Origin of the sequence: Noviherbaspirillum aridicola, assembly GCF_019656455.1 — a bacterium.
Taxonomy (GTDB): Bacteria; Pseudomonadota; Gammaproteobacteria; order Burkholderiales; family Burkholderiaceae_D; genus Noviherbaspirillum; species Noviherbaspirillum aridicola.
This window is the reverse complement of record NZ_BPMK01000001.1, coordinates 166,885-179,479: the sequence shown is the minus strand read 5'-3', so window position 1 is coordinate 179,479 and position 12,595 is coordinate 166,885. Positions and strand designations below refer to the sequence as shown.

At 68.0% G+C, this 12,595-nt stretch carries 12 protein-coding genes; 7 read left to right on the top strand and 5 right to left on the bottom strand.

The window, feature by feature from the left end; translation table 11 throughout:
• Positions 1 to 245: 245 nt before the first annotated feature.
• Positions 246 to 1,688, top strand: coding sequence for an MFS transporter (locus NCCP691_RS00885; protein WP_220806346.1), 1,443 nt, complete (start codon positions 246 to 248; stop codon positions 1,686 to 1,688).
• Positions 1,689 to 1,970: 282 nt separating this feature from the next.
• On the opposite strand, the gene NCCP691_RS00880 is transcribed toward NCCP691_RS00885, so the two are convergent.
• Positions 1,971 to 4,145 (bottom strand): putative bifunctional diguanylate cyclase/phosphodiesterase, encoded by a 2,175-nt coding sequence (locus NCCP691_RS00880; RefSeq protein ID WP_220806345.1) that lies wholly within the window; start codon positions 4,143 to 4,145, stop codon positions 1,971 to 1,973.
• Between the two features lie 235 nt (positions 4,146 to 4,380).
• Between NCCP691_RS00880 and NCCP691_RS00875 the strand changes: the two genes are divergently transcribed.
• From NCCP691_RS00875 to NCCP691_RS00865, 3 genes are all read left to right on the top strand, one after another.
• Positions 4,381 to 4,773: a hypothetical protein gene (locus NCCP691_RS00875; RefSeq protein ID WP_220806344.1), complete on the top strand. Its 393-nt coding sequence runs from the start codon at positions 4,381 to 4,383 to the stop codon at positions 4,771 to 4,773.
• A 272-nt stretch (positions 4,774 to 5,045) separates the two neighbouring features.
• Complete coding sequence (locus NCCP691_RS00870; protein WP_220806343.1) at positions 5,046 to 5,513, top strand: Lrp/AsnC family transcriptional regulator; 468 nt, start codon at positions 5,046 to 5,048, stop codon at positions 5,511 to 5,513.
• 89 nt (positions 5,514 to 5,602) lie between these two features.
• Positions 5,603 to 5,929 (top strand): hypothetical protein, encoded by a 327-nt coding sequence (locus NCCP691_RS00865; protein ID WP_220806342.1) that lies wholly within the window; start codon positions 5,603 to 5,605, stop codon positions 5,927 to 5,929.
• Positions 5,930 to 5,990: 61 nt separating this feature from the next.
• Here the strand turns inward: NCCP691_RS00865 and NCCP691_RS00860 are convergent, their stop codons facing one another.
• Together NCCP691_RS00860 and NCCP691_RS21265 are read right to left on the bottom strand one after the other, a co-directional pair.
• Complete coding sequence (locus tag NCCP691_RS00860; RefSeq protein WP_220806341.1) at positions 5,991 to 7,019, bottom strand: isocitrate/isopropylmalate dehydrogenase family protein; 1,029 nt, start codon at positions 7,017 to 7,019, stop codon at positions 5,991 to 5,993.
• Between the two features lie 111 nt (positions 7,020 to 7,130).
• Positions 7,131 to 9,224, bottom strand: a complete 2,094-nt coding sequence (locus NCCP691_RS21265; RefSeq protein WP_238482252.1) for a helicase-related protein — start codon at positions 9,222 to 9,224, stop codon at positions 7,131 to 7,133.
• A 129-nt stretch (positions 9,225 to 9,353) separates the two neighbouring features.
• On the opposite strand from NCCP691_RS21265, the gene rpmH reads away from it, so the two are divergent.
• A complete protein-coding gene (rpmH, locus tag NCCP691_RS00850) occupies positions 9,354 to 9,497 on the top strand; it encodes a 50S ribosomal protein L34 (RefSeq protein ID WP_220806340.1) in 144 nt (47 codons plus the stop codon).
• Positions 9,498 to 9,548: 51 nt separating this feature from the next.
• Here the strand turns inward: rpmH and NCCP691_RS00845 are convergent, their stop codons facing one another.
• The gene (locus NCCP691_RS00845; protein WP_220806339.1) at positions 9,549 to 9,788 is read right to left on the bottom strand and encodes a hypothetical protein; all 240 of its coding nucleotides are present in this window, start codon (positions 9,786 to 9,788) and stop codon (positions 9,549 to 9,551) included.
• A 137-nt stretch (positions 9,789 to 9,925) separates the two neighbouring features.
• On the bottom strand, positions 9,926 to 10,261 hold the full coding sequence (locus NCCP691_RS00840; protein ID WP_220806338.1) for a hypothetical protein: 336 nt from the start codon (positions 10,259 to 10,261) through the stop codon (positions 9,926 to 9,928).
• A gap of 131 nt (positions 10,262 to 10,392) precedes the next feature.
• Between NCCP691_RS00840 and NCCP691_RS00835 the strand changes: the two genes are divergently transcribed.
• Positions 10,393 to 11,613 (top strand): HTH domain-containing protein, encoded by a 1,221-nt coding sequence (locus NCCP691_RS00835; RefSeq protein ID WP_220806337.1) that lies wholly within the window; start codon positions 10,393 to 10,395, stop codon positions 11,611 to 11,613.
• A gap of 48 nt (positions 11,614 to 11,661) precedes the next feature.
• Positions 11,662 to 12,390: a Vgb family protein gene (locus NCCP691_RS00830; protein WP_238482251.1), complete on the top strand. Its 729-nt coding sequence runs from the start codon at positions 11,662 to 11,664 to the stop codon at positions 12,388 to 12,390.
• Positions 12,391 to 12,595: the final 205 nt, after the last annotated feature.

The window sequence follows — 12,595 nt, the reverse complement described above, 5'->3', positions numbered from 1 at the left end:
GGCAAAAGGGACGGATCATACAACGTAATGTCCCGGCTTCCCAGCTTTCCCGGTTTCGGCAACTGGGGCGTGACATTCCGGCAATGATGCGCGCCCTCCTCCCGATGCCCTCGCACACCGGTGGCGGATTTCGCACCCGCGGTCGGACCGCGGAAGCGCCTTCCATTACGTCAGGGGTAATCGACCGCCCCCTCGTCCCCGCATCACACTGATGCAGCCTGACAGTTCATGACCGGAGGAGATGGATGAGAATTTCCGAAGCGAATGCCGCATTGCCGGCCGGCCGCTCCCGCCTGCGCTGGTGGCTCACGCTGCCGGTGCTGCTGAGCGGGACCTTCCTGGTGACGCTTGATTTCTTTATCGTCAACGTCGCGCTGGCGGCGATGTCCGCCGATCTCAATGCCAGCACGGCGATGATCGAATGGGTGGTGGCCGGCTACGGCCTCGCCAATGCGGCGGGCCTGATCACCGGCGGACGGCTCGGGGATTTGTACGGCCGGCGCCGGGTTCTGCTGTCCGGCTTCGCGCTGTTTACCCTGGCGTCGATCGGCTGCGGCCTGGCGCCGAACGTCGAATTCCTGATCGCCGCACGGCTGCTGCAAGGCCTGGGAGGCGCCCTGTTGCAGCCCCAGGTCCTGGCCATCCTGGGCATCGTGTTCGAGGGGGAAGACCGGGCGCGCGCGTTTGCCTGGTACGGGATCGTGCTCGGGCTGGCCGCGACCGCCGGCCAGCTGATCGGCGGCGCGCTGATCGAGGCCGACTGGGCCGGGCTCGGGTGGCGGACCTGCTTCCTGATCAATATACCGGTCGGATGCCTCGCGATCGGCCTCGCGCGCCGCGCGATACCGGCTTTGCCGGGCTCGGGCGGGAGGCAGCTCGATCTGGCCGGCGCCGCCCTCAGCACCCTGGCGCTGTCCGCCGTTCTGCTTCCGCTCATCGAGGGGCGCGAACTGGGATGGCCGGCGTGGAGCTGGGCATGTCTCGCGGCGGCGCCCGTCCTGTTGCTCCTCTTCCTGCGGCATCAGCGCCGCAGCGAGCTGCGGGGCGGCGATCCGCTGATTCCGACGGCGCTGACCCGGAACCTGACCTTCATGATCGGCTTGTCGACGGTGCTGCTCTTCTACGCGGGGAACGCTTCCTTCTATTTCGTGCTGGCGCAGTACCTGCAGATGGAGATGGGAATGGCGCCGTTCGCGTCGGGCGCGATGTTCAGCGTGCTCGCCTCGGGTTTTTTCGCGGCGTCGCTGGCCAGCGCCAGGCTGGCGAAACTGCTGGGTCCGCGATCCCTGCCTCCTGGCGGTCTTGTCCTCGCGCTCGGTCACGGCGCGCAGTTCCTGGTGGTGTCGGTACCGGGCGGGCCGGACCCGAGCGTGATGGGCGCGGTATTGCTGGTCGAAGGCATCGGCGTCGGCATGGTCATGGCGCCGCTCGTCGCGACCGTACTGGCCGGCCTGCCGGCGCAGCAGGCCGGCGTCGCCTCGGGCATCCTGGCAATGGTCCAGCAGATGGGGAATTCCGTCGGCGTGGCGCTGATCAGCATCCTGTTCTACCGGCAGGCTGGCGGCGCAAGCGATGTCGTGGACTTCGCTCCGGGCTTTTCCGCGAGCCTCGTGTATCTGTGCGCGGTCGCGGCGGCGGTTACCGTGATGGCGCGCAGGCTGGTCGCGCGGCTGGCGCGACCGGGCTAGTCTTGCGCGATGAGCGGTGCGGATTCAGCGGGAACGCAGGCCGGGGCCGAACATCCCCAGGAGCCGGAGAAGGGAAGACAGGGTGCGAGAACGGCGGCCAAGAAGGATACGGTTGTGAAGTGTGCGTCCCATGATGTACTCCGGATAATGCAAGGAGTATAGGAATGGCTGCTTACAGCCCTCTGACATTTCACAAGCGAAGCGCATTGGCGGACATTTCGCCGCGCTGCCGCTCGTGATGCGACTGCCCGGCGAGGATTGGAACAGGAATGCCGCTCCGGCTCAGTGACCGCGCGACCGTGCAAAGGCATCGAACATCGTCGCGGAGAGCGGACGATGATGCAGGTAGCCCTGAAAGTTCTGGCAGCCTTCGCGCACGAGGAACACCTGCTGGTCCATCGTCTCGACGCCCTCGGCGATGACGGACAGGCCGAGGTTGTGGCCAAGGGAGATGATCGCCCGGGTGATCGCGGCATCGTTCTGATTGGTCGCCACGTCCTGCACGAACGACTGGTCGATCTTCAACTGGTCCAGGGGCAGCCGCTGCAGGTAGGCGAGCGAGGAGTACCCGGTGCCGAAGTCGTCGAGGGAGAAGCGCAGGCCCATGGCCTTAAGCTCCAGCATCTTGCGCTTCGTGTCTTCCAGGTCCTGGATGAGCAGGCTCTCCGTGATCTCGATCTTCAGCTTGCCGGCGTCCGCGCCAGTGGCGGCGATGATGTCCTTGACCTGGCTGACGAAGCCGGGGTGGCGGAACTGTCTCACGCTGACGTTGACCGAGAGCGCGAGGCTGGCAGTGAAAGGATGCGCGCTCCAATTGACGAGCTGGCGGCAGCTCTCCTCGAGCAGCCAGCGGCCGATGTCCATGATGAGGCCGGCTTCCTCGGCCAGGGGCACGAATTCCGCCGGATACACCAGCCCCCGGCGCGGATGCTCCCAGCGCAGGAGGGCTTCGGCGCCGACGATGCTTCCGTCCAGGTCCACCTGCGGCTGGTAGTGGAGGCAGAAGCCGCCGGTCGCGAGCGCCTCCCGCAGTTCGGACTCCATCGCCGCCCTCGCGTTGAAGAGCTGCTGCATGCTGGGGCTGAAGAACCTGATGGCATTGCGGCCCTCGGACTTGGCCCGGTACATCGCCATGTCGGCGCGCTTGAGCAGTTCGCCGGTGCTGGTGGCCTCGCCGTCGATGATGGCGATGCCGATGCTCGGCGTGCTCCGGTACGGCAGGCCGCCGAGGTCGTAGGGCTTGTTGAGCGCACCCACGATTTTTCGCGCCACATGCATAGCGTGGGTGGCGCAGTCCTGCGGCGAGTCGCCGATGTTCTCGAGCAGCACGACGAACTCGTCGCCGCCGAAGCGGCCGACGCAATCATAGTGGCGCACGCAGGACTGCAGGCGCTCCGCCACGGCCTTGAGCATCAGGTCGCCCTTGTCGTGGCCGTGCGTGTCGTTGAGCGTCTTGAAGTTGTCGAGATCGATGAACAAGAGCGCGCCATCATGCGTGATCCGCTGCCGCATCGCGACGAGGTGGTCGATGCGGTCGAGTACGTGCCGCCGGTTGGGCAGTCCGGTCAGGGTGTCGTAGTAGGCGAGCTGGTGAATCTTGTCCTCGGACGCCTTGCGCTCGGTGATGTCCTGCGTCGTCCCTGCCAGATAGGGCCTCGCGTTCTCGTCCGTGAAGAGGCGCGCGATGATTTCAAAGTGCCGGGTTTCTCCCGACGGGCGGATCACCCGGCAGCGCACCGAGGCGTGTCCCTCGCGGACCGCCATGTCCTTGGCCACGTTGACCGCCGGACGATCCTCGGGATGCACCAGGTCGAGGAAGGCCGGCAGGGATCCCCCGAAATCCTCGGACCGGATGCCGAACATGTACAGGATCTCGTCGGAAAGCCGCAGCACGTCTTCCCCGATCAGATATTTCCAGCTGCCGACCGCGGCGATGTGCTGCGCCTGCTTGAGGTGATCGGCCTGCTCGCGCAATTCCGCGTTCGCCTGATTCAGCCGGGTGGCGAGCTTTTCCAGTTCGATGCCCTGCCGCCTGAGCTCGAAATGCACCATGACCTGGTGCGCCACGACATGCATCCTCTGGCGCTGCCCGGCGTGGAGCATGCGCGGCGCCGTGTCCATGAAGGCAAGCGTGCCGAGCCGCTTGCGGGCCGGCGAAATGAGGGGCACGCCGGCATAGAAACGGATGTGCGACGGCCCTGTGACCTCGGGGGCGCCGGCGAATCGCTCGTCCCGGGTGGTGTCCGGCACTTCCAGCAGTTCATCCCCCTGGATCGCGTGATCCCAGCCGGTCGAGAAATTGTCGTCGCGTAAACCGTACTGGGCACGCAGCTCGATGCGATCGTTTTCCCAAACCGTGATGCGGGCGATCGGCAGGTCGCACACCTCGGCGGCCAGCTGCAGCAGCTGGTCGAAGTTTTCAGGCGGGGCCGGTTGTCTGATTCGGGCTGGACACATGACATCTTCCGCGCAGGCGAATGCTTCGTCGACGATTCAGTTCAGACAATCGCGCGATGCCTTCCCCGCTGTTTTGCGCAAAGCCAAGGTTTGGAAAGTTGGCGCGGCCGCTCCCCGGGCGGCTGTCGCATGTCGCGCGGCAAGCGTAGTGCCGGGCGCCGAACAGTCGCACCAGCCGGCGGTCGAATGTCCTGAACGCAGTCGCCGGACTGCCGCCCCCCTTCCCCGGAGTCTCATGCGCCATGCCTTCATTTTCTCGCTGAGCCTGTGCTTCGCGCTTCCCGCCGCGGCCGAACGGCTGCCTCCCGACGAATGCCGGCAGGTCGCCGCGAGGCTGAACGCGGATCTGCCGCAACAGCTCAGTTCTCACTCCATCCTTGAAAGCGTCGCCTGCGTGCAGGGCAAATCGAAGCCGAGGCTGGTCTACCGGAACAAGGTCCTCGCCGACATCCGGAAGCCGCCGCCGCGCGTGATCGAACGGATGAAGGCTGAGCAGAGGGATGCCTGGTGCAAGGACCCCGCCCAGCGCAGCCTGCTGGCGATGCTGGACGTCAGCTATGCCTACTACGACAAGTCGAACCGCTACCTCGGCGCACTCACGCATCGCATAGGCGACTGCGGGCAGTGAGGTCTGCGCGTCGGCCGGCGGCGAGCCTGGGCGGAACCGCGTACGGGGATCGGGATGAGCGGGGAGGCGTCTCCGCCTTCCCCGGGTCGGGGAAGGCGGGAGCGGGCGGCCAGTCGGTGCCTCGTGAGCACGGATAAATCTTACTGCCGTCCTGCGGGAATATGCTTCTTTTCTCCTCGCCTCATGCAGGCCGGAAGAGAATGTTCTCCTTTCATATCGCTGCTTTACAGGATAAACTTCCCTTCCCCACCTCCAGCCGCGCAGAGCCTGCAATGAAGGAAAACCAGCTTGATGAAATCGACCGCAGGATCCTGCGGGTACTGAGCCGCGACGCCCGCGTGAGCAACCAGAAGCTGGCGGAGGCGGTGAACCTGTCACCCACGCCGTGCTGGAACCGGGTGAAGGCGCTGGAGGAAGCGGGATTCATCACCCAGTATGTGGCGCTCCTCGACCAGCGCGCGCTGGGCTTGCCGGACACGGTCATCATCGAGGTCACCCTCGACAGGCATGATGACGAGATCTTCGCCCGCTTCGGCAATGCGCTGGCCGAACTGCCCGAAGTCATCGAAGCCTATCTGCTCACCGGCGAATACGACTACCTGATCAAGGTGGCGGTATCGGGTACCGAAGGGTATGAGCGGTTTCTCCGCCAGAAGCTCTACAAGATCCCGGGCATTCGCCACAGCCGCTCCACGTTCGCGCTGCGCTGCCTCAAGCGCGTGCATTCCGTCACGCCCTGAAAAAACGCCGGCGCCGGCCGGACCGCACCGGAACATTCCACCGGCGCCGAAGCCAAACCTGTCCCTTGTACGAACCTGAAGGAGCGAGCATGCAATCCGGACAGATGCAGGAGCAATTCACGGCGGTCGCCCGCAGCATCGACAACGCCGCCCGGGCCTGCCAGGCCGGCGGCGAGGTTCCCGAAGCCTTGCGCAGCTGCCTGAGCGAACTCGACCGGGAATCCGACCAGGCCAGGCAGGTCATCGCTTCCGGCACCAGCGAACAGGAACTGCAGCAGTGCATCGAAAGAATGGAGGAAATCGGGGACCGGGCGAAGGAAGCCTGCAAGCAGGCCGACAACATCGACCCGCAACTGCACGACGCGGTGGTGCAGGCGCACGACGCCATCTCATCGCTCAAGCACCAGCTCCACTGACGCCCTCCGCCGCCGCCGCGGTGGCCGGACACGCCGGCGCATCCGCCGGCGGCGGCCCGTTTCAGAGGCGCCTGATGAGCGCCGCGGTGAATGCGTCGGTGCCGGCGGTGCCGCCCAGGTCACGCGTGCGCACCTGGTCCTCCAGCAGCGTGACCGAGATCGCCTGACGCAGCCGCCCGGCGAGATCGGCGCGCCCCACGTGCTCCAGCATCAGGCCGGCGGCAAGCATCAGCGATACCGGGTTGGCCACGCCCTTGCCGGCGATGTCCGGCGCCGAGCCATGCACCGCCTCGAAGATCGCCGCATGCTCGCCGATGTTGGCGCCCGGCGCCAGCCCGAGGCCGCCGACCAGGCCGGCAAGTTCGTCGGAGAGGATGTCGCCGAACAGGTTGGTACACAGCAGCATGTCGAACTGCGAGGGATTCAGCACGAGCTGCATCGCACAGGCGTCGACGATGCGGTCATCGACCTCGACGCGTCCCGCGTACTCGGTCGCCACCTCCCTCGCCGCCTCGAGGAAGATGCCGGTGAGCGCCTTGAGCACATTCGCCTTGTGCACGATGGTGATCTTCTTGCGCCCGTGACTGACCGCGTATTCGAAGGCGAAACGGGCGATGCGGCGGCAGCCGTCGCGCGTGTTCACGCCCGTGGAGACCGCGACCGCGCGCGGATCGTTGCCGACGGGGATGAAATGTTCATGGGCGACGTACAAGCCTTCGATGTTCTCCCGCACCAGCACGATGTCGATATTGTCGTAGCGGCCCGGGATGATGGTCTTCGCGGGACGCAGATTCGCATAGAGCTTGAACTCTTCCCTGAGGCGCACGTTGACCGAGCGGAAGCCGCCGCCCACCGGGGTCGTGAGCGGCCCCTTCAGCGCCAGCCGGGTGCGCCGGATGCTGTCGAGCGTGGCCGACGGCAACGGGTCGCCGCCGTCGTTCACCGCGCTCATGCCGGCCTTGCGTTCGTCCCACTCGAAGGGGGCGCCCAGGGCGTCGAGTACGGCGACCGTCGCCTTCGTCACTTCCGGTCCGATGCCGTCGCCGGCGATAAGCGTGGCGGGGATCTTGTCGTTGCGCTGTTCTTCCATCGTTCTTTCCTCATCAGGTCGGTATCACGCTGCTCATGGGCATGCCGTCGCGGCCGCCGCGGAAATCATCGCACGTGCGGGCGCGACATGCACACGGTACGACGCGGCATCTCACCAGTCGTATTCATCGTCATGCCCCGTCAGCCGGCGAAGCGCCCGCGCTTCGGCCGTCGTCGTATCGAAACCGGATTGCGCGAGCAGTGCCTGCTCGATGTAGCGGCTGACCCGGGCGCGCAGTGGCGGCACCCGGTCGCCCTGCGGGAAGCTCCTCGGATATTTGAAGCCGAGCCAGGCATACAGGCTGAGGTGCTTGCCGAGTATCTCGGCCGCTTCGAGATGCAGCGCGCCCGCCTGTCCGAGCCATGCCGGTTCATCCGGCAGCGCCATCGCCGCGCCCTGCCGGTGCGCGCGCAGGCAGGCATCGAAATAGCCCGCTTCCGCCGCCGAGTCCAGTGACACCGGCGCGCAGCTGAAGACGAACTTTTCCGCCAGCGGCAGGTCCGGTGCCAGCGCGTCGACCCGGTGGCCAAGTGCGATCGCCTCGCGCAGGGAAGCCGTGACGAAGAGCGGGCTCCGGATGGCGATCCGTTCGGCGAAGAACGCAAGCAGCGCGCCGATTTCGGGTGTCTGCAGGATCTCGCGCAAGGCAGTGATCTGCCACAGGCCGGGCGCGATGCGCAGCTTGCCTTCGAAGGGCTGCGGAGGCGCGGACAAGGCCTCGCGGATGTGATCGAGACCGGCTTGCTCGAATGCCCCGACATGGCCCTGCTCATACATGCCCATCCGCCCGGCGCGCCCCGCGATCTGCGCGACCTCGACGGGCGTGAGCGGACGCAGCATGCTGCCGTCGAACTTCTTCGAAGCGGAGAACACGACGCGGCGGATCGGCAGGTTCAGGCCCATGCCTATCGCGTCCGTGGCCACGACGATGTCGGACTCGCCGGACAGGAAGCGGGCGGCCTCGGTGCGCCGCACTTCGGGCGCCAGCGCGCCATAGATGGTGGAAACCCGGAAGCCATTGCCGCGCAACCGGGCGCTGAGCGTGAGAATGTCGCGACGGCTGAAGGCAATGACGGCATCGCCGCGACGGATGCCGCCCGCATCGCGCGACACGGGCGTTTCTTCCGTCACGAGGGCTGTCTTTCTCTCGAACGCGACCTCGACCGCCTGCTCCCCGAGCGCATCGATGAGCTTCATGCAGGCGGCCTTCACCTCGGTGCCGCCGCACAGGTAGACATGGCGGGCCGGCGCGCCGACCAGTGCCGCCGTCCACGCGGCGCCGCGCTGTTCGTTTGCGAGCATCTGAACCTCATCGATGACCGCGACTTCGGCTTCCGTGTCGGGATCGAGCATCTCTATCGTGCATGCGGTGTGCGCGGCCCCCTCCATCGGGATGCGCTCTTCGCCGGTCACGAGCGTGCAGGGCACGCCGGACGCGACGAGGCGGTCACGCACTTCCATCGCCAGCAGCCTGAGCGGCGCCAGGTAGACGCCGGACCGGGCCTGTTTGAGTGCTTCCAGCGCGGCATGCGTCTTGCCGGAGTTTGTCGGCCCGAGGTGGAGATGATGGATTCGGCCCAGGCGGCGCGCGAGCGGGAATGCCTGCGGATAATCCTCCAGTTTCAGCAGCGCCTGCGCCCGTCCGGCGTCGATGCGGTCGAGCGTCTCGCGCAGCGGGCCGGCCAGCATGCGCCGGACAAAACCGCTCTTGAGCACATCGTCGCGCCAGACGCCACGCGCCAGCACGCCCCTGAGCGCGCTGGCAAGATTTTTCGCTTCCTTCGGTGTCAGGTCCTCGCCGTAGACGCTGAACAGGTCGTCGATCCGCGCGGCGATTACAGGCAGGAGTTCCGCGGACGTACTGCCGGCCAGCATCCCGCCCACCTGTCCGGTCAGCGCGGCGCAGTCGGATTCCGTGCGCGGTTGCGGCAGCTGCAGCGGCACACGCACGAGGCAGGGCCAGGATTCGGGACGGCGCGCTGTCGCCGGCAGGGTGAACCGGACATGCTTCACCCAGCAGAGCGGGTCCTGTTCATAAAAGCCCGGCGTCTCCACCGCCAGTTCGCGAAGCCTGCCGGTGTACGGATCGAGCAGGCAGGGCTTGCAGCCATGCACCTGGGCGACGCGCCGGATCTCGCGCCGGCGCGGGGACTGGTCGTCCTCGGGCTTGCCGGCGGTTCTGGCCAGTGCCTTAATCTGTGGCATCTCGTGCTGTCCTTGTTGTCGCGGGCCGCGCGGGCGGCGGGCGGTGTTGAATTCGGCGCGCGATGTGTGGTCGATTCAGCGTCGGTTCAGAACCTGACGCCGGCATTCTTCACCAGGCAAGGAGGCAACATGAAACGCACCTATCAGCCCTCGGTCGTGCGCCGAGTCCGCACGCACGGGTTTCGCGCAAGGATGGCCACCAAGGGTGGCCGCGCGGTGATCAATCACCGGCGGGCCAAGGGGCGCAAACGGGTCGCTGTCAGCGTGAGGTGAACCGCGCGCCCGGACGCCGCCATCCCTGATCCGGTCACGGCGCGCGACGCCTCAGGCGCTGCCGTCGCGCCGGTCCTGCGGGTCGGGCGCGCGTTTCTCCGCCGGCGGCGCGCCGGTGCCGGTGTTGCCCTGCCCGGGCGCCTGCCCGAGGACGGCGCCGCCGACCTGGTCATAGGGCTGGCCGGCGGTCGCCGCGCCGCCGCCGACCGCATTGGCCGGCGTGGCTGGCCCGGAGGGCTTTGTCTTGTCGTCCGTTTCCCCGGCGCGGTTCTTCGAGTCGTCTTCTTGCATCGCATTCTCCTTGCTTGTCCGCAGTCCTCACCATGGCCGGCAGGCGCCGGCCTCATGGTGAGGACTGCGGGCCGCGCGAGAAATTCATTTCCTTTTCGGATTCGGCGGCGCGGCACACGGCGCGCCGGACATGGCTGTCATTTCTGTCCGCCGCCCGCCGCCGCGCTACCGGTCTGTCCTGCCGAGGCGCGCTCGCCTGCGCCGGTGTCGCCGCGGCCGCTGCCGGTTGCCGCATCGTTCCGCTCGGGGCCGCCGCTGCTCTTGCCGGGGAGGACGCCGGCCTTGCCTTCTCTTGCCGCCTCGCCCCTGGAGCCTCCCGGCGTCATCTTGCTGCTCTGTGGATTCTGTCCGTAGACCGGACGGGAACTGCCCTGCTGATCGATGTCGGACGTGCCGCTGATTTGAGCGTGGGCAAATGTCGCCGGGAGCGCCGCCAGTGGCACCAGCAGGGTGCTGATCAGGAATGTTTTCATGCTCGGGTCCTTGTTGTGTCGTACGAGCTTTGACAGCGGCAGGCGGCACTTGTTTGAGGGCCTCCTCCGGCTGGGGTGCCCTCTTCTGTCCGGGAAGAAGTGCCGGCGATGGAAGCGTGTAAGCTCTCGCCATGGATTCCCTCATTACGGCCTCGGCACGCGCGCTGGCCGCCGGCGACGCGCTCGGCGCGCTGAAACGCGTCGCCCTGCGCGACGATCCCCCGGCGCTCGCGCTGCGCGGCATCGCCATGGCCCAGCTCGGCGAACACGCGCGCGCGAGGGAGCTGCTTCGCCGCGCGGCAAGGGGCTTTGGCGCCGGCGAACAGCTGGCCCGCGCACGCTGCATGGTGGCGGAAGCCGAGGTGGCACTGGCCATGCGCGACCTCACCGGTTCGCCGCGTTCGCTGATGGCCGCCGCCGATACGCTCGACGCGCTCGCCGATCGCGCCAATGCGCTGCATGCACGTCTCGTCGCGGCGCGACGGCTCTTGCTGCTCGGCCGCCTCGCCGAGGCCGGCACGGCGCTCGCGCGGCTCGACCTGCATGCGATGCCACCGGCGCTGGCGGCGGTGGCCGACGTCGCCGGCGCCGAACTCGCGCTGCGCGCGCTGCATACCGGCGTGGCACGCGCCGCGCTCGACCGCGCGCGCGACGCGGCGGCGCGCGCCGGCGTGCCGGCGCTCATGGCCGAGGTGGCCGAGTTGCGGGCCGTGCTCGACCGCCCGGCGGCCCGGCGCTTCCATGCCGCCGGCGAACGGATGCTGCGTCTCGACGAGGTGTCGGCGCTGCTGGACACGGACGCGCTGGTGGTCGACGCCTGCCGCCGCGGACTCGGTGTCGGCGACGCATGGCGGCCGCTGGCGCGGCGGCCGGTGCTGTTCGCGCTGGCGCGCTGCCTCGCCGAGGCATGGCCCGCCGACGCCGACAGGGATGCCCTGATCGCCTGCGTGTTCCGCACCCGTCATCCGGACGACACCCACCGCGCGAGGCTGAGGGTGGAAATCGGCCGGCTGCGCGCACTGGTGGCGTCGATGGCAGGCGTGGAGGCGACGCCGCGCGGCTTCGCTCTGCGGCCGCATGGCGAACGGGAAGTCGTGTTGCTGACGCCGCCGATCGACGGCGAGCAGGCCTCCCTGCTGGCGCTGCTGTCCGACGGCGCGCCATGGTCCACCTCCGCCCTGGCGCTGGCGCTCGGCGCGAGCCAGCGCACCGTGCAGCGCGCGCTCGCCGAACTCGAGGCCGACGGCCGGGTACGGTCGGTGGGACGGGCGCGCGCGCGCCGCTGGCTGGCGCCGCCGCTGGCCGGATTCACGACGATCTTGTTACTCCCGGGCGCGGCGGCGGATGTATAGAGTTCTCTTGCAGCGCCAGGCCCTGGCGCATAACACCAGGAGCAAACCATGAGCAGCAAGACCAAAGACAGACCTGAAGCGCCGGTGCGTCCGGCGGAAATCGTACGGGAGTACGGCCCCTTTCCCGGCGCCGGGCCGATAGCGGGCATCAGCCACGACGGCCGCCGCGTGTGGGCGGCCACCGGTACGCGCCTGCTTGCCATCGATCCCGCCAGCGGCGAGACCGTCCACGCGCTCGACCGGCCCTGCGATGCCGGCACCGCCTTCGACGGCACCTGTCTCTACCAGATCGCCGAGGCGCGCATCGACAAGATCGATCCCGCCACCGGCGAGGTCCTGGCATCGATCCCCGCGCCCGGACAGGGCATGGATTCAGGCCTCGCCTGGGCGGAAGGCAGCCTGTGGGTCGGCCAGTACCGCGACCGCAAGATTCACCAGATCGACCCGGAGACCGGCGCCATCCTGCGCACGATCGAATCCAACCGCTTCGTCACGGGCGTGACCTGGGTCGACGGCGAACTGTGGCACGGGACCTGGGATGGGGATGAAAGCGACATACGCCGCATCGACCCGCAGAGCGGCGCCGTCCTCGCGCGCCTGGAGATGCCGCGCGGCGCGGGCGTCAGCGGGCTCGAGTCCGACGGCGACGGTCTCTTCTATTGCGGCGGCGGGCCGAGCGGCAAGGTGCGCGCCGTGCGGCGGCCGCGAAGGGGGCAGCCCATGCCGGCCGAGGCGGAGGAAGACGCGGGCGTCGGCCAGCGCCGAACGACGGTCTGAGGCGGGGACTATCGCGGCGTCGGCAGTTGCGAATACGGGTGAGGTGCGGCGCGGTGAGGTTTGCGGAGGGAGTGTGACGAAGGGGACGCCTGCGGGGCCGGCGATGGCCAGCCCCGCGACGGGTGATCAATTTCAGATCTCGTCGGCGATCAGTCCCTCCGGCAGTTCCTCAAGCGGAACCGGGGGAGCATCCCATTGGTCCTGG